This is a genomic window from Prescottella sp. R16 (genome assembly GCF_030656875.1).
In the GTDB taxonomy this organism is placed as follows: domain Bacteria; phylum Actinomycetota; class Actinomycetes; order Mycobacteriales; family Mycobacteriaceae; genus Prescottella.
On record NZ_CP130943.1, the window covers coordinates 1,675,308 to 1,695,355 of the forward strand.

Here is a 20,048-nt window from a genome sequence, read left to right on the forward strand (position 1 = left end):
TCCCGATCCGTCGTGGCCGCCGTCATCACCGCTCGATGCCCAGCGACGCGAACTCGTCGCTGTACTCGCGCAGGAACAGATCCTCCAACGTCGGCGGATGCGCCGTGATCGTCACGACCCCCAGGCTCGCCAGCGTCGACATCACCGCATCGAGGCGGTCCGCGTCGACGTCGAACGTGACACCGTTGTCCTGGTCGTCGAGTGGTTCCACATTGTGTACCCCCGGCACGTCCCCGAGCCGATCCGGCGACTGCCGGGTCGTCACCGACACCGTCGTCCGCGTCAGATGCCGCAACTCGTCCAACGTGCCCGACTGTACGGTCCGGCCCGCCCGGATGATCGTCACCACATCACACAGCGACTCCACCTCCGCCAGAATGTGACTCGACAGCAGGATCGTGCGGCCCTCCCGTGCCGCCTCTGCGATGCACTGCTGGAACACCGCTTCCATCAACGGATCCAGCCCCGAGGTCGGCTCGTCCAGGATCAACAGTTCGGCGTCGGTGGCGAGCGCCGCGACCAGCGCCACCTTCTGCCGATTGCCCTTCGAATACGTGCGGCCCTTCCGCGTCGGGTCCAGCTCGAACCGGTCGAGCAACTCCCGCCGCCGCGACTCGTCGAGCCCGCCCCGCAACCGGCCGAACAGATCGATCGCCTCACCGCCGGTCAGATTGGGCCACAACATCACATCCCCGGGCACATACGTCAGTCGCCGGTGCAGGCCCACCGCATCCCGCCACGGATCGGCACCCAACACCACCGCCTCGCCACCGTCCGACCGCAACAACCCCAGCAGCACCCGGATCGTTGTCGACTTCCCCGACCCGTTCGGCCCCAGGAACCCGTGCACCCGCCCCGGCTCCACCACCAGATCGAGACCGTCGAGCGCCCGCACGTCACCGAAACGCTTGACGAGCCCACGAACCGAGATCACCGGGTCCATCGCCCGAGCATAGGGCCGAGACGAACAGTCGGGCAGAGGATCGGAGACAGGTGACGGATTGGTCCGAAGGGCGAAGGTGACGCTTCCGGGTGAAAGCGTCGATGTGCACCTCGCCGTACACGACCCGTCGACGTCCCGCACCTGGATGCAGGGCATTCTCGGTGCAACTCGGGGGCGGCGGGGCGGCGTGCCCGTTCTCCACCCCGCCGCCCTGCCGCGCTCCTGGTCGCTAGCGGCGGTAGCGCTTCAGCACCGCTGCGCGCCTGCGGGAGAGGATCTCCCGCCGCTCCGCCGGATCGATTCGCGGCGTCGTTGCCGGTAGTTCGGTGGACAGGTCCGCGAACTTGACCTTCCGTACGGACGGTGTGGGGAATTCGGAGCCGGTGGTGAGCCACCATCGGTAGACGCAGCGGGTGAAGTTGTTTCCTGCGGTGTCCAGCCAGTTGGCGATTCCCGGGTCGCGATGGGCGACCACTGCCCGGAAGACGCCGTTCTCGTCGAGAACGGCCTGATGGCCGTTGAGTGAGGTCTGGCGATACGTGTAGTCGAGGGACTGGCCCCAGTAGTCGCCGAGGTGGATGTTCCAGAAATGGCATTCGGGCGGCGTCACCTCGATGACGAGCGCCTCGTCGTCGGCGATCTCGAAGGTGCCACCGCCGTAGGCGATGGCACCTGCGTCACCGGCATACGTCGAACTGACCGGGGGGTGTGTGCGCAGGAGGTTGCGTCCACCGTCGCGGAGTCGGTACATCGCGGACCAGTAGTCGGCGAATCCGTCCACGTACTCGCCGAGATGCTCGACATGGCGAGTCACGGTCCGCGGCTCGGTGACGGGGCCATCGCTCTGGAGGTCGATTCGTTCGATCGAGATGTGGTAGGGCTCCTCTGCGTCCCAGTCGTAGAAGTACTGGCGCGTCATGATGTTTCGCGTCCGAGGGTCCATCGGTAGCCAGTTGCCGGCGTGCGGTTCTGCGCTGATGACGACCTCGAAGTCTCCGTTGTCCTTCAGTGTGATTCCGCCGGGGTTGGAGATCGCTCCGAGGGTGGAGCCGGTGGCGGCCTTGATCGAGGCGAGGTAGTCCTTCGGCTCGTCCCCGCCGGACTTCGCCTTCTCGTAGATGCTGACGGTGTCGTACAGGGTCAGCCCGATGTATCGCGCGCGGCCACCGGTGCCGGTGAGGCGATAGGTGCCGTCGGGGTCGAGTTCCGTGTGCCCGAAGAGGCAGTCGGGCGACTCGGTGGAGTACCGCTTCGTGGTGTCCTGCAGGTGGCCGACTTCGGGGAAGTCGGGATCTGCTGTGAACACGACTTGTTCGAGGCCTGCGTTGAGCAGGTTCAGTAGGTAGCGGTATCCCTTCGCCCGCATCTCGGGAGAGCTGGATCGCGGATCGTCGGTGATGATTTTCGATGCATTGCGCAGGTTTTCGCACATGCTCAGCCATGCTGCGTCGAGCTGGGCGAGGTCCTGCTCGTTCTGGTTGGAAAGATTGACCATGAGTTGCTCGCTTTCAGGTGTGGAGTGCGTGATCCCATGACTGTCGCGCCGTCGTGGATTCGGAACGTTCGTTGCGATCTGCAGGAATTCCCGGGCGTGCCCCCTTTCGGTAGGCGCAGGACAGAGGTGACGGCTGTGTTGCCGCCGGCAGGATCTTCTGCCCCGGATGCTGTGGGGCAGTGCGTTTTCCGGAAACGATCGCGAAGCGCGTCACCGATGCCGCAGTGTGTGGAAGGAGCGGTCGGGTCGGTCTCCGCTGTCCCGGTCAGCTCACCGTGGTGTCGGTGGCCCGCACGGGTATGTGTCGTGGTGCGACAAGTGTGCTGGGTGCGGTGAGTGCGGCAGCGCCCATGTCGATGAGATTGTTCATGAAGGCGTTGTTGTCGATCGATTGCTCGACGCCACGATCGATGTCCTCGGCCCGGCTACCCAGGGCGGCCTGGGACATGTCGATCCACACCCCCAGTCGTTCGTCCCGTAGTGACTCCGGAAGATGCCGAAGGCGGGACTGGAGCTGTGCGTATGTCCATCGGAGGTCGTCGGTGCTGTTCGTGTTGTAGACGTGGTGAGTTCGAACCTCGCTGCGCCGTCGGATGTGCAGCAGGATCCGCAGATAGCACCGTCCGCTGGAGCTCTCGAGCCGAGACGACAACGGCCACACCGCTACGACGAGCAGGTCCTCGATCGAAGGCACCCGTCCGGACTGCGCGGCGACGAGTTCTCCACGCCAGGCATCCGTCTCCTTGCGGTGCCGCTCGAGCACGGCCTTCAACAGGGACTCCCGGCCGCCGAAGTGATAGTGCAGTGCCGAGTTGTTCGACTGACCTGCAGCACGATTGATGTCACGCAGGTTCGCCTGCTCGACGCCCTGCGCGGCGAACACCTGCTCGGCAGCGGTGATCAACCGTTCGCGTGTCGCCGCACCGTCGCGTGCCATGATCGAATCCTAGAGTCCGTGGCCTACGGCCGTCGCAGCCGGTTCGGCTTCTGTCTCGGGCGGGAGGGCTTCCTCCAGGCCACCCTGTGCCGGTCCCCGCCCGTGCTTCATCGCAGCCACCAACGCGACCCCGACCGACCCGACGAGCCCCGCGACCAGGAATGCCTGCCGGATTCCGCTGTCCGAGTACATCGCAGAGTGTGTCGTGGTGCCGGTGGAGACGACGTGGCCGGACAGAACCACGCCGGTCAGCGTGGTCGCGATTCCGCCGGCAAGCATGGAGAACATTCCGGAGATGCTCGCCCCGATCCCGCTCAACCCGGCCGGCAGGGCGTCCTGGACGAGGTTCGCATTGGACGAATGCAGGAACCCGACGGCAGCGCCGGCGATGGCGCTGAGAATCCCGATCTGCCATTGCAGTGTCATCAGCCGAGAACCCAAGAACATCACTGCCAGGAACAATCCGCCTGCGGTCAGCAGCACTCGCCGGGCTCCGAACCGCTTGGCGACGGCTCCGCCGACCGGCCCCATCGCCATCGCCGTGATACCGAGGGGACACGTCCAGATTGCGAGCGATGTCGCGGAAAGGCCTGCGGCGTAAGTGATGCCGTCGGTGACGGGGGTCTGCAGCATGATCGGCATGAGCAGTGAATGCGCGCTCATCATGTATCCGACGCACGCGACGGCGACGACGGTCAGTCCGAACTTCGGTCCGGTCAGGATCCGGAGATCGATGAGCGGGTGCGGGGCACGCTTCTGCCACCACACGAAGACCGCCAGCATCGCCACCCCCGCGGCGGCGAGAACGAGAGTGGACGGAGCTGTCCATCCCCAGACCTTGCCTTTGCTCACCGCGACGAGGAGCAGCATGATGCCCGGGCCCAGCGTCGCGACACCGAAGTAGTCGATCGGCCGGTCGGAGCGGATGGGGCTTTCCGGGACGACGATCATGTAGATCGGCAGCAGAACGAGGACGTATACGGCGAGGAACCAGAACACTGCACGGAATCCGTGGTTGTCGATCAACCAACCGGCAAGGAAAGGGCCGGCGACGGCAGACATACCCACTCCGGTCACGACCGCGCCGAGGGCAACCGGCACGAACTCCCGCGGCATGATGTCGCGAACGAGACCGTACGAGATCGACACGACGCCGACCAGCACGCCCTGCATCGCCCGGCCGGCGAGTAGCAGGGCAAAAGACGTCGTGACCGCGGACAGGACGCTACCTGCCACGAAGATCAGCCCGAGGATCACGATCGTTCGCTTCTTGCCCCACTTGTCCGATGCCTTGCCGATCAACGGCATCGCTGTCGCCCCTGCGAGCGTCACGATCGACGCCACCCACGCAATGCTGAGCGTCTGGAATTCCGTCGCCATGCGGGGAAGCGCCGGGAGCACCATGAGTATCTCGAACGTCGCGATCTCGGAGAACAGGATGATCATCGCGAGGACGGCGATGATCCGCCGTTTCGACATCGCGACAGGACTCGTGGTTGGCATGAGGTGGGCTCCTAGGACCTGGTGACCGGTCATTCACGCGGACCGGAACATTGCGGAAAGCGATGTGGTGCGTCGGCTCGACTCGGGCGCGAGACGTTCGCCCGAGGTCTGGATCACCAGACCCCGGACGCCGTGACGCGACTCACGAGAGATTAATCCGACGGGATCACTACGGGTGTGGCGTCTCGCTGAGTGGGACTGCGCAACGGCGGGTGGGTGGCGCCGCGTGCGCCGTCGAACTCCGGGCGATACCGGCAGCGGTGCATGTGAACTCGAGCGTGAGGTCGCCGAAGGCTCAGGGTCTGTGTGTCGCGCCGAAGTTCGGACCGCGATGGGGGCGGGCAGGCCTTGGGGTCGGTCTATAAGCTCATAAGATTAACGCGGGGATGTTCGTTGGGGACCTGTCCGGCCCGTGGTCGGCGGCATGCGTCCGGCCGAACGACCGGCGGATCGACGACGGCACACCCCGGGGTGCCCCCCGGGGTGTGCCTGTATATCGGTTTGTCGGTCGGCTTCTCGGGGCTACCTCGGCCGCCCGGCCGCAATACGCTCCAGCGCCTTGCGCACCACCTGCGGGTCGGCGGTCTCCCAGAACGGGGGGAGGGACGCACGGAGGTAGCCGCCGTAGCGGGCGGTGGCCAGGCGTGAATCGAGGACCGCGATCACACCCTTGTCGTCGACACTGCGCAGCAGCCGTCCCACACCCTGCGCGAGCAGCAGCGCCGCATGGTTCGCCGCGACCGACAGGAATCCGTTGCCGCCCCGGGACTCCACCGCCTGCTGCCGCGCCATCAGCAGCGGGTCGTCGGGACGGGGGAACGGAATCCGATCCAGGATCACCAGGCTCAGCGACGGTCCCGGCACGTCCACGCCCTGCCACAGAGACAGCGTCCCGAACAGCGTCGTCGGCTCGTCGTCGGCGAATTGTTTCACCAGCGTGCCCGTCGCATCGTCGCCCTGACACAGGATCGGCATCTCCAACCGCTCCCGCATCGCCTCCGCCGCCGACTTCGCCGCCCGCATCGACGAGAACAGTCCCAGCGTGCGTCCACCGGCCGCGGTCACCAACTCCGCGATCTCGTCGAGGAAGGCGGGGGACAGGCCGTCTCGACCCGGCGGTGGCAGATGCCGCGCGATGTACATGATCCCCGACTTCGCGTGATCGAACGGCGACCCCACGTCCACCGAATTCCAGTGCAGGGCACCGGTGTCCGAGGGGGCTTCCTTCCCGACCGCGGTGGCCGTGTCGCTCCGCGACGATGACTGTGCCGGCAGCCCCCAGTTCACCGCCAGCCCGTCGAACGAGCCGCCGACCGTCAGCGTCGCCGACGTCAACACCACCGTCGACTCCGCGAACAGGCTCGCCCGCAGCAGCCCGCCCACCGACAGCGGCGCCATCCGCACCACCCGGCGGACACTGCCGCGGTGGTCTTCGACCGACAGCCACACCACGTCCTTGCGTTTCGCCGGATCCGGCTCGTCGAACGCAGTGAGCACCCGCACCGCGCCGTCGTGGATCTCGTCGATCGCATTCAGTGCCGCGCTGCGCGCCGCGGCCGCCTCCGGATCCGACGCCGCCATCCCCGGCGTTGCCGGACCGATCGCCGTCCGCACATGCCACGCCGCGTCCCGTACCGCCGCCAACGCCATCCCGACGCCGTCCGGCAACGACTCCCACCGGCCCGCCGGCAGCTGCTCGAGCAGGTCCGCCCAGCCCTCGGCCGCCGCCTCGAGCCGGTCCACGTCCTGCTCCTCGACCAGCTTCACCGCACGCCGTGCCGCACCGCTGATCGCGGGCGCCGCCAACTCCGCCGTGGCGACACCGGTGACCCGATCCACCAGCTCGTGTGCCTCGTCGATCACCACCACGTCGTGTTCCGGCAGCACCTTGATCCCCGAGATCGCGTCGATCGCGAGCATCGCATGGTTGGTGACCACCACGTCGACCTGCGAGGCCTCCGTGCGGGCCCGTTCGGCGAAACAGTCCTCACCGACCGGGCAGCGCGACTTGCCCAGGCATTCACGGGCGCTCACGCTCACCTGCCGCCACGCCTGATCGCTCACCCCCGGCACCAGATCGTCCCGATCCCCGGTCTCGGTGTCCGACGACCACTTCGTCAGCCGCTGCACCTCCCGGCCCAGCCGGGACACCGCGAACGCGTCGAACAGTTCCGCCTCCGGAGGCGTGTCCTGCGCCATGCCGGTGTGAATCTTGTTCATGCACAGGTAGTTTCCGCGGCCCTTGAGGATCGCGAACCGGGGGAGTCGGCCCAGCGCCGGCTTCAACGCCTCCGCGAGCCGCGGCAGATCCCGGTCCACCAGCTGCCGCTGCAACGCGATCGTCGCCGTCGACACCACCACCGTGCGACCCGACTCCACCGCATGCCGGATGCTCGGCACCAGATACGCCAGCGACTTACCTGTACCCGTGCCGGCCTGCACCGCCAGATGCTCGCCGGTGTCGATCGAATGCGCCACCGCCGACGCCATCGTCAACTGGTTGCGACGCTCCTTGCCGCCGAGCGAGCGGACCGCCAGGGACAACAGATCGGGGACGTTCGGCAGTTCACGCGCAGGCACCGCAACAGGGTAGCCGCCACCGGTGACACGGCCGGCGGCGTCACCTCCGCCGCGGGCGGCGCGGGGGCGGCACCGCCGACGACCCGACCAGCGTGATCCCGAGATCCTGCATCGCGCCGAGCGCGGTGTGGGCGGTGTCCGGGGACACCGCGGCCGTGTAGTCCAGCAGCACGCGGGTGTCGAATCCCTCCCGGACCGCGTCCATCGCCGTCGCCCGCACACAGTGGTCGGTGGCGATACCGACGATGTCGACGGCGTCGATGCCGTGGTCCTGCAGCCACTCCGACAGCGTGTCCCCGTCGTCGGAGACGCCCTCGAACCCCGAGTAGGCGGCCGAGTAGGCGCCCTTGCCGAACACCTCCCGCACCTCCGACAGGTCCAGCGCCGGATGGAACTCGGTGCCCGGCGTCCCCACCACACAGTGCGGCGGCCAACTGCGCCGGAAGTCGGGGGAGTCGGAGAAGTGCGGGCCCGGAGCGACGTGCCGGTCCGCAGTCGCCACGATCGCCGCGTACTTCGGCCGGTACGGCGACGCCAGATACTCGCTGATCGCCTCCGCGACCGCGGCACCGCCGGCGACGGCCAGTGATCCGCCCTCGCAGAAGTCGTTCTGGACGTCGACGATCACCAGGGCCCGTTTACCGCTCATGACACCATTCTCCCTCCCGTTCGCCCTTCCTCGGACGTCAGCCCGCGAACCGCGTCGGGACCGCCGCCTCCCCTCGGGACAGCTTGAGACCCTCCCACGGCAGGCTCACCAGATTGCGGGCCAGCAGTGTCCGGGCGTCCTCGAGCGTCGGCAACCCGTCGACGACGTCGCCACCGCGCACCATCGGAATCGGCAACTCCCGTACCGCGAGGCCGCCGCAGTCGGGGATCGGCTCGTGTGCCCGGAAGAGCACCTCCTCCACGATCGTGCCCGACGGCCGGCTCGACCGCACCGCCCGTTTGGCCGCCCCGTGCGACTGCTTGTGCGTGCTGCGCTTCTCCACCGGCACCCCGTCGACCTCGACGAGCTTGTACACCATCCCGGCCGTCGGGGCACCGGACCCGGTGACCAGCGACGTGCCGACGCCGTACGTGTCGACCGGCTCGGCACGCAGCGCCGCGATCGCGTACTCGTCCAGATCGCCCGACACGACGATCCGCGTGCCCGTCGCCCCCAGCCCGTCGAGCTGCGCACGCACCTGCCGGGCCAATACCCCCAGATCGCCCGAATCGATCCGCACCCCGCCGAGGTCGGGGCCGGCCGCCGTGATCGCGTTCTCCACCCCCTGTCGGATGTCGTACGTGTCGACCAGCAGCGTCGTCCCCACCCCGAGGGCCGCCACCTGCGCCCGGAACGCCGCCACCTCGTCCGGGCCGTCGCCGGTGGTGTGCAGCAGCGTGAACGCGTGCGCGCTCGTCCCCGCCCCCGGCACCCCGTGCCGGCGCACCGCCTCCAGATTCGATGTCGCATCGAACCCCGCCAGATACGCGGCCCGCGCGCACGCCACCGCCGATTCCTCGTGTGCCCGGCGCGACCCCATCTCGATCAACCGGCGCCCGTCGGCCGCCGACACCATGCGGGCCGCCGCCGAGGCGATCGCACTGTCGTGATTGAGGATCGACAACACCAACGTCTCGAGCAGGACACATTCGGCGAACGTCCCGCGCACCGACAGGATCGGAGACCCCGGGAAATACAGTTCCCCCTCGCGGTAGCCGTCGATGTCGCCGGAGAACCGGTAACCGCGCAGCCACTCCACCGTCGACGGCGCCAGGAACCGGGCGACGACGTCCAACTCCTCCTCGCCGAACCGGAAGCGCGCCAACGCCTCCGGTAGCCGTCCCGTGCCGCCGACCACGCCGTACCGGCGTCCCTCGGGCAGCCGCCGGGCGAACACCTCGAAACTGCACTGCCGGTGCGCGGAGCCGTCCGCGAGGGCCGCCTCGAGCATCGTCAACTCGTACTGATCGGTGAACAGGGCCGTACTCACGGGCATACCGGTGTCCTTTTCGTCGGGGTCGGCCGTATCGCCGACGTCACGATCCGGGCAGCGGCCACGGGTGTCGAGTTCGATGCCCAGGTCGTACCCTGGACCCATGGTGCCGTGCCCCACATCGACTCCCCACACCGCCGTCCCGGTGGCCAAAATGCCTGCCGCGACGCCGCAGCTCTCACCGGCCGAGGCCGAGATCGAGGAGAGCGTCGAGGCGCTGGACCGGCCGTGGGTCACCGTCGTCTGGGACGACCCCGTCAACCTCATGCACTACGTGACGTACATCTTCCAGAAGCTGTTCGGCTACAGCAAAGCCAAGGCCACGGACCTGATGATGCAGGTTCACAAGGAAGGCAAGGCCGTGGTTTCCAGCGGATCCCGCGACAAGGTCGAGAACGACGTCCGCAAACTGCACGCCGCCGGACTGTGGGCCACCATGCAGCGCGACAGCAGCTAGAACACCCCCATTTTCATCCATCGCGACCGTAAGGAACCCGGGTACACGACGTGCGGACTTGGACGAGGAAGAACTCGCTCGGCGGAATGAAACTGCGCTCCGAGATGGACGCGCACGAGGCGGCCGTCCTGCGGTCGCTCGTGACGTCCGTGACCGGACTGCTCGAGGATCGGGCCGCCGCCGCCCCCACCGACGAACTCGCAGCCCTGACCGGCATGCGGACCGGCAACACCGAGACACCGGACGACGCGGTGCTGGCGCGGCTGCTGCCGGACTTCCAGCGCACCGACCCGGACGCCGCCGAGGACCCCGAGCAGGCCAACGTCAACAGCGGCCTGCGCAGCCTCCACGAACCGGACATCATCGACGACAAGGTCGCCGCGGGTGCGGTGATCCTGCGGACCGTGCCCGTCGACGGCGGCAAGATCGCCCTCACCCCCGAGCAGGCCGATGCGTGGCTCGCCGGCCTCAACGACGTCCGCCTCGCCCTCGGCACCAACCTCGGTATCGACGACGACACCCCCGACGAACTCGACGAGGACGATCCGCGGGCCCCGCACCTCGACGTCTACCACTGGCTGACATGGATGCAGGACTCCCTCGTCCAGGCGCTCATCGCGTGACAGCATCCCGGACGACGGACACCGGGCCGTCCGACTCGCTGTGCGACGTCACCGGCGTCCTCGTCGGCCACCACCAGGTCCTCGACGCCGACACCACCCTCGGCTCCGGCAGCGCGACGGGCAGCACCGTCGTCCTCGTGTCGGCCGGTGCAACCGCCGGGGTGGACGTGCGCGGCGGTGGCCCCGGCACCCGCGAAACCGATCTGCTCGACCCCAGCCACTCCGTGCAGCAGGTCCACGCCGTGCTGCTCACCGGCGGCAGCGCGTACGGGCTGGCCGCCGCCGACGGCGTCGTGCAGTGGCTCGAGGAACACGGCCACGGCATCCCGATGGGCGCGCCAGGCCAGGTGGTCCCGATCGTGCCCGGCGCGGTGATCTTCGATCTGCCCGTCGGCGACTGGACCGTCCGGCCCACCGCCGACTTCGGTCACCGAGCCGCTGCGGACGCGGTCGCGTCCGAGACCGTCGCCACCGGCAGTGTCGGGGCCGGCACCGGCGCCCGCGCCGGCGTCGTCAAGGGCGGTGTCGGCACCGCGAGCACCGTGATCGACGGCGGACCCGCCGACGGTGTCACCGTCGGCACACTCATGGTCGCCAACCCCGTCGGCTCCGTGTGGGACCCCGACACCGGACTGCCGTGGGGGCTGACCCACGCCGACGCGCAGCGCCGCGGCATCCGGCCGCCGTCCGCGGCGGACCTCGCCGCCGCGAACGCGCTCGGACAGAAGGGGACCGTCCTCAACACCACGATCGGTGTCGTCGCCACCGACGCACCACTGTCCAAACCGTCGTGCCGCCGCGTCGCCGTCGCCGGACACGACGGCCTCGCCCGCGCGATCCGGCCCGCGCACTCCCCACTCGACGGCGACACGATCTTCGCGCTCGCCACCGGCACCCGCGAGATCCCGCCCGTACCCGGAGTACCGGCCGCCTTCCCGCACGAACTGCCGATCCTCGACGCCGTCTGCACTGCCGCCGCCCTGTGTGTGCAGCGGGCGATCGTCGACGCGATCCTGTCGGCCACCACCGTCGCCGGGATCCCCAGCTATCGGGACCTGTTCCCGTCCGCATTCGAGAAAGGCCGTGCGTGAACACCCCGACGACCCCGACCCCGACACCCGCGCCGCGCCCGCAGTGGCAGCGCGCCGGACTCGCGATCGGCGGATTCGTCGCCGTCCTCTACCTGATCGAGGCGATCGACACCGTTACCCGCACCAACCTCGACGCGTGGGGCATCCAGCCGCTCACGATGGACGGGCTGTCCGGGATCGCGTTCGCGCCGCTGCTGCACGCCGGCTGGGGACACCTGCTCGCCAACACCCTTCCGCTGCTCGTGCTCGGTTATCTCGTCCTGCTGTCCGGCATCGGACGCGGACTCGCCGCCACCGGCATCGTCTGGGTGGTCGGTGGCCTCGGCACGTGGCTCACCGGTGGACACGCGATCCACGTCGGCGCATCCATCCTCATCTTCGGCTGGCTCACGTATCTGCTGGTCCGTGGGATCTTCGCCCGCCACTTCGGGCAGATCCTCATCGGCCTGGTCATCCTGTTCCTCTACGGCAGCATGCTGTGGGGTGTGCTGCCCGGCCGCTACGGCATCTCGTGGCAGGGACACCTGTTCGGGGCGATCGGCGGCGTCGTCGCGGCATGGCTGCTCGCCCGGCCCTCCCGGCCCGCGCTGCGTCACAGTTCGGTGTCGGATGTGACGTGATCCGACCGATCGGTGCGGACGCTTCGTCCACGCCGGACCGGCATGGCAGCATGACGGGCATGCGCATGACGGTCCTGGGATGTTCGGGCAGTGTCTCCGGACCAGACTCGGCTGCGTCGGGGTATCTACTGACCGCCCCGGGCACGCCGCCGGTCGTACTCGACTTCGGCCCCGGCGTCCTCGGCGCACTACAGCGGTACGCCGACCCCGGGGACGCCACGATCCTGCTGTCCCATCTGCATGCCGACCACTGCCTCGACATGGCCGGCCTCCTCGTGTGGCGCCGCTACCACCCGAATCCGCCGACCGGGCGCGCCCTCGTCTACGGGCCCAGCGACAGCGCGTGCCGCATCGGCGTCGCCTCCGCCGAATGCGGCGGCGACCTCGACGACGTCACCGACACCCTCGACCTGCGGCAGTGGAACGATCGGCACACCGCCGAGATCGGGGAGATCACCGTCCAGGCGTTCCGGGTGAACCATCCACCCGAGTCGTACGGCTTCCGCATCACCACCGCCGACGGACGCATCCTCGCCTACACCGGCGACACCGGCATGTGCGACGCCGTCGTCGACCTCGCCCGCGGAGCCGACGTGCTGCTCTCCGAGGCGTCGTGGACGCACAGCCCCGACCGGCCCGAAGGAATCCACCTGTCCGGCACCGAGGCCGGGCAGATCGCCACCCGCGCCGGCGTCGGACAGCTGCTGCTCACCCACATCCCACCGTGGACGTCCCGCGAAGACGTCATCGCCGAGGCCAAAGCCGAATACTCCGGGCCCGTCACCGCCGTGTCCGCCGGGGACGTCTACACCGTCTGAGGGGGCGGACCCGACTCGTGCAGGACCGTCGGCACCGCCGACTCGTGCAGGACCGTCGGCACCGCCGACTAGGGTGATGGACCGTGACGACACGAGAAGACGGTAGGGCGGACGACGAACTCCGCACGGTGCGCATCACCCGCGGATTCACGAGCCATCCCGCGGGCTCGGTACTGGTCGAGTTCGGCAACACGCGGGTCATGTGCACCGCGAGCGTCGAAGAGGGTGTGCCGCGCTGGCGCCGCGGATCCGGGCTGGGCTGGCTCACCGCCGAATACGCGATGCTGCCCGCCGCCACCCACACCCGCAACAACCGCGAATCCGTCAAGGGCAAGGTCAGCGGTCGTACCCAGGAGATCAGCCGCCTCGTCGGCCGGTCGCTGCGCGCGTGCATCGACCTCGCCGCGATCGGCGAGAACACCATCGCGATCGACTGCGACGTCCTGCAGGCCGACGGCGGCACCCGCACCGCCGCCATCACCGGTGCGTACGTCGCCCTCGTCGACGCCGTGACCTACCTGCGGGCCGCCGGTCGCCTCGCCGACCCGCAGCCCATCTCGTGCGCCATCGCCGCCGTCAGTGTCGGTGTCGTCGACGGCCGCGTCCGCCTCGACCTGCCGTACGAGGAGGACTCCCGTGCCGAGGTCGACATGAACGTCGTCGCCACCGACACCGGCACCCTCGTCGAGGTCCAGGGCACCGGGGAGGGCGCCACGTTCCCGCGCACCACCCTCGACGCGATGCTCGACTCGGCCCTCGCCGGCTGCGAACAGCTGTTCGCGCTCCAGCAGGCCGCGCTCGCCGAGCCGTACCCGGGCGTGCTGCCCGAATCGGTGGAACCGAAGAAGAAGGCGTTCGGCAGTTGAGCGGGAAGAGCCGTAAGGTCCTCGTCGCCAGCCGCAACGCCAAGAAACTCGCCGAACTGCGCCGCGTCCTCGCCACCGCCGGCATCGACGGCCTCGACGTGATCGGCCTCGACGAGGTCCCCGAGTTCCCGGAAACCCCCGAAACCGGGGCCACGTTCGAGGACAACGCGATCGTCAAGGCCGTCGACGGTGCCGCCGCCACCGGACTGCCGTGCGTCGCCGACGACTCCGGACTCGAGGTCGACGCCCTGAACGGCATGCCCGGCGTGCTCTCCGCCCGCTGGAGCGGCCGGCACGGCGACGACGACGCCAACACCGCCCTGCTGCTCGCGCAACTGTCCGACACTCCCGACGAACGCCGCGGCGGCGCCTTCGTATCGGCGTGCGCCCTCGCGATCCCCGGCCGCGACACCGTCGTCGTGCGGGGGGAGTGGCGGGGACGGATCGTCCGGGAACCGCGCGGCGACAACGGTTTCGGCTACGACCCCGTCTTCCTCCCCGACGGCGACGACCGGACGTCGGCGCAGCTGACCCCGGCCGAGAAGGACGCCGCGTCGCACCGCGGCCGGGCGTTGGCGCAGCTCGTGCCGACGCTCGCCGAGCTCGCCCGCGGCTGATCCCGCCGCTGCACACCACGAGGGCCCCGTCTCGTTCGAGACGGGGCCCTCGTGGTGTATCGGGTGCTTCAGACGCCGAAGTCGCGCTTGACCTGCTGGGTGCGCCAGTGCTCGACGAAGAACGACAGGAACGGGACGGTGCCGGCGAGCAGCGTGCCCACCGTGCGGCCCGCGGGCCAGCGCACCTTGACCGCCAGGTCCAGGGTCAGGATCAGGTACACGAAGTACACCCAGCCGTGCACGATCGCGATCCACGTCGGCAGATTGTCGACGCCGAAGACGTACTTCGCGACCATCTCCGCGGTGAGCACCAGCAGCCAGACGCCGGTCGCGTACGCCAGCACGCGGTACCGCAGCAGCGACCCCGCGATCTTCTTCGTGTCCTGCGGCGACCGCGGCGGGACACTCTGCTGCTGATCGGTGGTCTGCTGCGGTGAGTTCTCGGCGGCGCCGCTCACTTCTCGCTCCTATCGGGGCTGTCGGTCTCGCGAGCCGACAGCCCGGCGAGATAGTCGTTGTACTCGAGCATCTGCCGGGCCTCGGGATCGTCCAGATCGTCGAGGGCGGCACCGAACGCGGGGTTCGTCCGTCGCTCCGGAAGCAGGCCCTCGGGGACGTCGGTCGGTGCGTCCGGTGATGCGGCGGACTCGTCGGGATCGTCCTCGAGCTGCACGAACCGTCGGTAGGCGTAGACGAGGAACGCCGCGAACAGCGGCCACTGGAACGCGTACCCGAGGTTCTGGCCGGTGCCACCGGCCGACTCGAAACGGGTCCACTGCCACCAGCCGAGCGCCAGGCATCCGAGGGCGGCGACGATGACCAGCACGATCAGTGCGGGTCGACTCTTTCGACTGGTACGGGCCACATCTCGACGGTACCCGAGGCGTGCGACCACCCGGCCGGGGGCGTCGGGTGGTTCCGGTCACCTGAACTGCGACGATCCGGTCCGGTGACCTGCGTTTCCGATCCGCGCCCGGCGTCTGGCAGAATGAACCGCTGTTCGTCGCATCCGGTTACGTACCGCGCGACGGTCACAGGAAAGAGGCAAAACCGGACTCACCACCCTGGTGGGTCGCCGAATTGCACGTGACACGTGTGCACCCGTGTGCGCACCGAAGGAGAAACGCAGCTCATGGCTGTCAAGATCAAGCTCACCCGCCTCGGCAAGATCCGCAACGCGCAGTACCGGATCATCGTCGCGGACTCTCGCACCCGCCGTGACGGCCGTGCGATCGAGACCATCGGCAAGTACCACCCGAAGGAAGAGCCGTCGCTGATCGAGATCGATTCGGAGCGCGCTCAGTACTGGCTGAGTGTCGGCGCGCAGCCGACCGAGCCGGTCGAGAACCTGCTGAAGGTCACCGGTGACTGGCAGAAGTTCAAGGGTCTGCCGGGCACCGAGGGCACCCTGAAGAAGGCGGAGCCGAAGCCGACCAAGCTGGAGCTGTTCCAGGCTGCGCTCGCGCAGGCCGAGAACGAGCCGGCCGCCGAGGCCATCACCCCCAAGAAGAAGAAGGCCGCGAAGGAAGAGGCTGCCGAGGCTGACGCTCCGGCTGCCGACGCCGAGGCTGCCGAGTAATGAGCGCCGTTGTCGCCGACGCCGTCGATCATCTCGTCCGTGGGATCGTCGCCAACCCCGACGATGTGCGCGTCGAGCTGATCACGGGACGTCGGGGACGCACCGTCGAGGTGCACGTGCACCCCGACGACCTCGGGAAGGTGATCGGTCGCGGTGGTCGTACCGCGACCGCCCTGCGGACCCTGGTCTCCGGTATCGGTGGCCGTGGCATCCGCGTCGACGTCGTCGACACCGACCAGTAGTACCGCAGTGGAACTCGTAGTAGGACGCGTCGCCAAGTCGCACGGCATCCGCGGGGAACTCGTCGTCGAGGTTCGCACCGACGAACCCGAGGAACGCTTCGCCATCGGCGCCGAGCTGCGGGGACGCAAGCCGCGCGAGACCACGCTGCGCACGTTCGTGGTGGAAGCCGCCCGGGAACATTCCGGGCGGCTTCTGCTGCGCCTGCGTGGCGTGAACGATCGGAACACCGCCGACGAGCTGCGCGGCGTGCTGTTCCTGGTCGACACCGCCGATCTCACTCCGTCCGACGACCCGGACGAGTTCTACGATCACGAGCTCGAGGGCCTGACCGTGCGGATCGTCGCCGGACGCCCCGATGCGGGCACCGTCGTCGGCACCGTGATCGAGGTATTGCATTCCGCCGCAGGCGAACTGCTGTCGATCCGCCCCGCCGGGCAGACCTCCGGCGAACTGCTGGTGCCGTTCGTCACCGCGATCGTCCCGACGGTGTCCGTCGCCGACGGTGTCATCGAGATCGACCCACCGGAAGGCCTGCTGGATCCGAACTTCGGGGACAGCACCAACGAGGAGTGACCGAACCACCGTGCGTCTCGACGTCGTCACGATCTTTCCCGAATACCTCGAGCCGTTGCGGGCCGCGCTGCTCGGCAAGGCCATCGACAAGGGCCTGATCTCCGTCGACGTCCACGACCTGCGGCGCTGGACCCACGACGTCCACAAGTCCGTCGACGACTCCCCGTACGGCGGCGGCCCCGGCATGGTCATGAAACCCACCGTGTGGGGCGACGCCCTCGACGAGGTCCTCACCGACGAGAACGGTGAACCCGACTCCGAGGCCCTGCTGGTCGTCCCCACCCCGGCCGGAGTGCCGTTCACACAGGCCACCGCGCACCGGTGGGCGCAGGAGAAGCACCTCGTGTTCGCGTGCGGCCGCTACGAGGGCATCGACCAGCGCGTGTTCGACGACGCCGCCCGCCGCGTCCGCGTCGAAGAGGTGTCCATCGGCGACTACGTCCTCATCGGTGGGGAGGCCGCCGTCCTCGTCATGGTGGAGGCCGTCGTCCGGCTCCTGCCCGGCGTGCTCGGCAATCAGCAGTCCCACCAAGAGGATTCGTTCTCCGACGGGCTCCTCGAAGGGCCCAGCTACACGCGACCCGTCAGCTGGCGCGACCTCGACGTCCCACCCGTGCTGCTGTCCGGGGACCACGCCAAGGTCGCCGCCTGGCGGCGGGCACAGTCGCTGCAACGCACCGCGGAGCGTCGCCCCGACCTTTTGTCGTGAACCACCGGTAGGGTCGATCGCCGTGACGGTAGCCTCCAACGCCCTCGAATCCGTGAACAAGCGCATCGCCGACGAACTCGACGTCCGGGAAGGGCAGGTGGCCGCCGCGGTCGACCTGCTCGACGGCGGCGCCACGGTCCCGTTCGTCGCCCGATACCGCAAGGAAGTCACCGGCGGCCTCGACGACGCCCAACTACGGCAACTCGAGGAACGCCTGCGCTATCTGCGGGAACTCGACGAGCGGCGCGGCGTCGTCCTCGAATCGATCGAATCGCAGGGCAAGCTCGACGACACGCTGCGCGGGCAGATCATGCTCGCCGACACCAAGGCGCGGCTCGAGGACATCTACCTGCCGTACAAGCCCAAGCGGCGCACCAAGGCGCAGATCGCCCGCGAGGCCGGACACGAACCCGTCGCCGACGCCCTCATCGGGGATCCGAGCACCGACCCCGCGCAGTACACCGACGAACAGCTCGACGGTGCCCGCGCGATCCTCGTCGAACGGTTCGCCGAGGACGCCGACCTCGTCGGGGAACTGCGCGAGACGATGTGGGCCAGGGGACAGGTCGAGTCGACGGTCCGCGACGGCAAAGAGGCTGCCGGCGCCAAGTTCGCGGACTACTTCGCGTTCTCCGAGCCGTTCGAGAAACTGCCGTCGCACCGCATCCTCGCGCTGCTGCGCGGCGAGAAGGAAGAGATCCTCTCGCTGACGCTCGCGTCGGACCGCGAGCCGCTCGCACCGGGGGAGACCAGCGTCTACGAGGGCCGGATCGCCACCCGCTTCGGGATCGCCGACCGCGGCCGCCCCGCCGACCGCTGGCTCCTCGACACCGTCCGCTGGGCGTGGAAGACGAAACTGCTCGTCACCCTCGGCATCGACACCCGCATGCGGTTGCGGCAGTCCGCCGAGAAGGACGCCGTCGACGTGTTCGCCGCCAACCTCAAGGACCTGCTGCTCGCCGCACCCGCCGGCACCCGCACCACGATGGGCCTCGACCCCGGCTTCCGCACCGGCACCAAGGTCGCCGTCGTCGACGCCACCGGCAAGGTCGTCGACCACGCCACCATCTACCCGCACCAGCCGCACAACAAGCGCGACCAGGCCCTCGCGACCCTCGCCGGGCTGGCCGCGAAGCACGGCGTCGACCTCATCGCGATCGGCAACGGCACCGCCTCCCGGGAAACCGACGCCCTCGCCGCCGACCTCATCTCGAAATTCCCCGATGCGAAGCTGACCAAGGTGATGGTGTCCGAGGCCGGCGCATCGGTGTACTCGGCGTCCGCCTACGCGTCCGCCGAACTACCCGACCTCGACGTCTCCATCCGCGGCGCCGTCTCCATCGCCCGCCGCCTGCAGGACCCGCTCGCCGAACTCGTCAAGATCGACCCCAAGTCGATCGGCGTCGGCCAGTACCAGCACGACGTGTCCGAGACGATGCTCGCCCGCTCCCTCGGCGCTGTCGTCGAGGACGCCGTCAACGCCGTCGGCGTCGACGTCAATACCGCGTCGGTGCCGCTGCTGTCGCGGGTCTCCGGCATCGCCGGCTCCCTCGCCGAGAGCATCGTCGCCCACCGCAACGCGAACGGCCCGTTCCGCAGCCGCAAGGCCTTGAAGGACGTGCCGCGGCTCGGCCCGAAGGCGTTCGAGCAGTGCGCCGGCTTCCTCCGGATCCCCGGCGGCGACGACCCCCTCGACACGTCCGCCGTCCACCCCGAGGCCTACCCCGTGGTGCGGCGCATCGTGCAGGCATCCGGATCGTCGGTGAGCGACCTGATCGGCAACACCGCCGTCCTGTCCCGGCTGCGGCCCGGCGACTTCGCCGACGACAAGTTCGGCATCCCCACCGTCACCGACATCATCACCGAACTCGACAAGCCGGGCCGCGACCCGCGCCCCGAATTCGCCACCGCCACCTTCGCGGCCGGTATCGAGAAAGTGTCCGACCTGACCCCCGGCATGGTGCTCGAGGGGGTCGTCACCAACGTCGCCGCCTTCGGGGCGTTCGTCGACGTCGGCGTCCACCAGGACGGGCTCGTGCACGTCTCGGCGATGTCGCGCACCTTCGTGAGCGACCCGCGCGAGGTCGTCAAATCCGGCGACGTCGTCAAGGTCAAGGTTCTCGAGGTGGACGTCGAACGCCAGCGCATCGGACTGACGCTGCGTCTCGACGACGAGGCCGGCGCGGCGAAGGGCCCCAAGGGACCCAAGAACTCCGGCGGCGGTCAGCGCGGACCGAAGGGCGGCGGACGTCCGACACAGGGCGGGCAGGGCCGACGCGGTTCCGGTTCCGGTAACGGTGGTGGCCGGGACCGGCGCGACGAGCGTCCGGCGTCCGGGTCGATGGCCGACGCCCTGCGCAAGGCCGGGTTCGGCAAGTAGCCCGGTCCTTTTCACCCGCGACGGATGGAGTC

Annotated in this window: 21 protein-coding genes; 12 read left to right on the plus strand and 9 right to left on the minus strand. The window is 69.0% G+C overall.

The window, feature by feature from the left end; genetic code table 11:
• Positions 1-25 precede the first annotated feature (25 nt).
• The 7 genes from Q5696_RS07870 to Q5696_RS07900 form a co-directional block, all read right to left on the minus strand.
• Complete coding sequence (locus Q5696_RS07870) at positions 26-943, minus strand: ABC transporter ATP-binding protein (RefSeq protein WP_305094636.1); 918 nt, start codon at positions 941-943, stop codon at positions 26-28.
• A gap of 229 nt (positions 944-1,172) precedes the next feature.
• A complete protein-coding gene (locus tag Q5696_RS07875; RefSeq protein WP_305094637.1) occupies positions 1,173-2,438 on the minus strand; it encodes a DUF1214 domain-containing protein in 1,266 nt (421 codons plus the stop codon).
• A 265-nt stretch (positions 2,439-2,703) separates the two neighbouring features.
• Entirely contained in the window at positions 2,704-3,375 is a 672-nt protein-coding gene (locus Q5696_RS07880) for a TetR/AcrR family transcriptional regulator (RefSeq protein ID WP_305094638.1), read from the minus strand.
• Between the two features lie 9 nt (positions 3,376-3,384).
• Complete coding sequence (locus tag Q5696_RS07885; RefSeq protein WP_305094639.1) at positions 3,385-4,878, minus strand: MFS transporter; 1,494 nt, start codon at positions 4,876-4,878, stop codon at positions 3,385-3,387.
• Positions 4,879-5,400: 522 nt separating this feature from the next.
• Positions 5,401-7,458: an ATP-dependent DNA helicase gene (locus Q5696_RS07890; protein ID WP_305094640.1), complete on the minus strand. Its 2,058-nt coding sequence runs from the start codon at positions 7,456-7,458 to the stop codon at positions 5,401-5,403.
• A gap of 40 nt (positions 7,459-7,498) precedes the next feature.
• Entirely contained in the window at positions 7,499-8,107 is a 609-nt protein-coding gene (locus Q5696_RS07895) for an isochorismatase family protein (RefSeq protein WP_305094641.1), read from the minus strand.
• 37 nt (positions 8,108-8,144) lie between these two features.
• Complete coding sequence (locus tag Q5696_RS07900) at positions 8,145-9,443, minus strand: nicotinate phosphoribosyltransferase (RefSeq protein WP_305095174.1); 1,299 nt, start codon at positions 9,441-9,443, stop codon at positions 8,145-8,147.
• A gap of 100 nt (positions 9,444-9,543) precedes the next feature.
• Between Q5696_RS07900 and clpS the strand changes: the two genes are divergently transcribed.
• From clpS to rdgB, 7 genes are all read left to right on the plus strand, one after another.
• The gene (gene clpS, locus Q5696_RS07905; protein WP_370654877.1) at positions 9,544-9,897 is read left to right on the plus strand and encodes an ATP-dependent Clp protease adapter ClpS; all 354 of its coding nucleotides are present in this window, start codon (positions 9,544-9,546) and stop codon (positions 9,895-9,897) included.
• A gap of 50 nt (positions 9,898-9,947) precedes the next feature.
• Entirely contained in the window at positions 9,948-10,520 is a 573-nt protein-coding gene (gene aosR / locus Q5696_RS07910) for an oxidative stress transcriptional regulator AosR (RefSeq protein WP_305094642.1), read from the plus strand.
• The gene (locus tag Q5696_RS07915; protein ID WP_370654878.1) at positions 10,481-11,611 is read left to right on the plus strand and encodes a P1 family peptidase; all 1,131 of its coding nucleotides are present in this window, start codon (positions 10,481-10,483) and stop codon (positions 11,609-11,611) included. Before aosR ends, Q5696_RS07915 begins: the two co-directional genes overlap by 40 nt.
• A complete protein-coding gene (locus Q5696_RS07920) occupies positions 11,608-12,231 on the plus strand; it encodes a rhomboid family intramembrane serine protease (protein WP_305094644.1) in 624 nt (207 codons plus the stop codon). The genes Q5696_RS07915 and Q5696_RS07920 overlap by 4 nt, the downstream gene beginning before the upstream one ends.
• A gap of 59 nt (positions 12,232-12,290) precedes the next feature.
• The gene (locus Q5696_RS07925) at positions 12,291-13,049 is read left to right on the plus strand and encodes a cyclic nucleotide-degrading phosphodiesterase (protein WP_305094645.1); all 759 of its coding nucleotides are present in this window, start codon (positions 12,291-12,293) and stop codon (positions 13,047-13,049) included.
• An 83-nt stretch (positions 13,050-13,132) separates the two neighbouring features.
• Positions 13,133-13,915, plus strand: a complete 783-nt coding sequence (gene rph / locus Q5696_RS07930) for a ribonuclease PH (protein ID WP_305094646.1) — start codon at positions 13,133-13,135, stop codon at positions 13,913-13,915.
• The gene (rdgB, locus tag Q5696_RS07935; protein ID WP_305094647.1) at positions 13,912-14,532 is read left to right on the plus strand and encodes an RdgB/HAM1 family non-canonical purine NTP pyrophosphatase; all 621 of its coding nucleotides are present in this window, start codon (positions 13,912-13,914) and stop codon (positions 14,530-14,532) included. The genes rph and rdgB overlap by 4 nt, the downstream gene beginning before the upstream one ends.
• Before the next feature lie 68 nt (positions 14,533-14,600).
• Here rdgB and Q5696_RS07940 read toward each other — a convergent pair whose 3' ends face one another.
• Positions 14,601-14,903, minus strand: a complete 303-nt coding sequence (locus tag Q5696_RS07940) for a DUF3817 domain-containing protein (RefSeq protein WP_305095175.1) — start codon at positions 14,901-14,903, stop codon at positions 14,601-14,603.
• Positions 14,904-14,986: 83 nt separating this feature from the next.
• On the minus strand, positions 14,987-15,397 hold the full coding sequence (locus Q5696_RS07945) for a transcriptional regulator (RefSeq protein WP_305094648.1): 411 nt from the start codon (positions 15,395-15,397) through the stop codon (positions 14,987-14,989).
• Positions 15,398-15,664: 267 nt separating this feature from the next.
• Between Q5696_RS07945 and rpsP the strand changes: the two genes are divergently transcribed.
• From rpsP to Q5696_RS07970, 5 genes are read left to right on the plus strand one after another with little or no spacing between them, the layout of a single operon-like run.
• A complete protein-coding gene (gene rpsP / locus Q5696_RS07950; RefSeq protein ID WP_305094649.1) occupies positions 15,665-16,111 on the plus strand; it encodes a 30S ribosomal protein S16 in 447 nt (148 codons plus the stop codon).
• Positions 16,111-16,353 (plus strand): RNA-binding protein, encoded by a 243-nt coding sequence (locus Q5696_RS07955; RefSeq protein WP_305094650.1) that lies wholly within the window; start codon positions 16,111-16,113, stop codon positions 16,351-16,353. The genes rpsP and Q5696_RS07955 overlap by 1 nt, the downstream gene beginning before the upstream one ends.
• 7 nt (positions 16,354-16,360) lie before the next feature.
• The gene (gene rimM / locus Q5696_RS07960; protein ID WP_305094651.1) at positions 16,361-16,927 is read left to right on the plus strand and encodes a ribosome maturation factor RimM; all 567 of its coding nucleotides are present in this window, start codon (positions 16,361-16,363) and stop codon (positions 16,925-16,927) included.
• Between the two features lie 10 nt (positions 16,928-16,937).
• Positions 16,938-17,636 (plus strand): tRNA (guanosine(37)-N1)-methyltransferase TrmD, encoded by a 699-nt coding sequence (gene trmD, locus Q5696_RS07965; protein WP_305094652.1) that lies wholly within the window; start codon positions 16,938-16,940, stop codon positions 17,634-17,636.
• Positions 17,637-17,658: 22 nt separating this feature from the next.
• On the plus strand, positions 17,659-20,016 hold the full coding sequence (locus tag Q5696_RS07970) for a Tex family protein (protein WP_305094653.1): 2,358 nt from the start codon (positions 17,659-17,661) through the stop codon (positions 20,014-20,016).
• Positions 20,017-20,048: the final 32 nt, after the last annotated feature.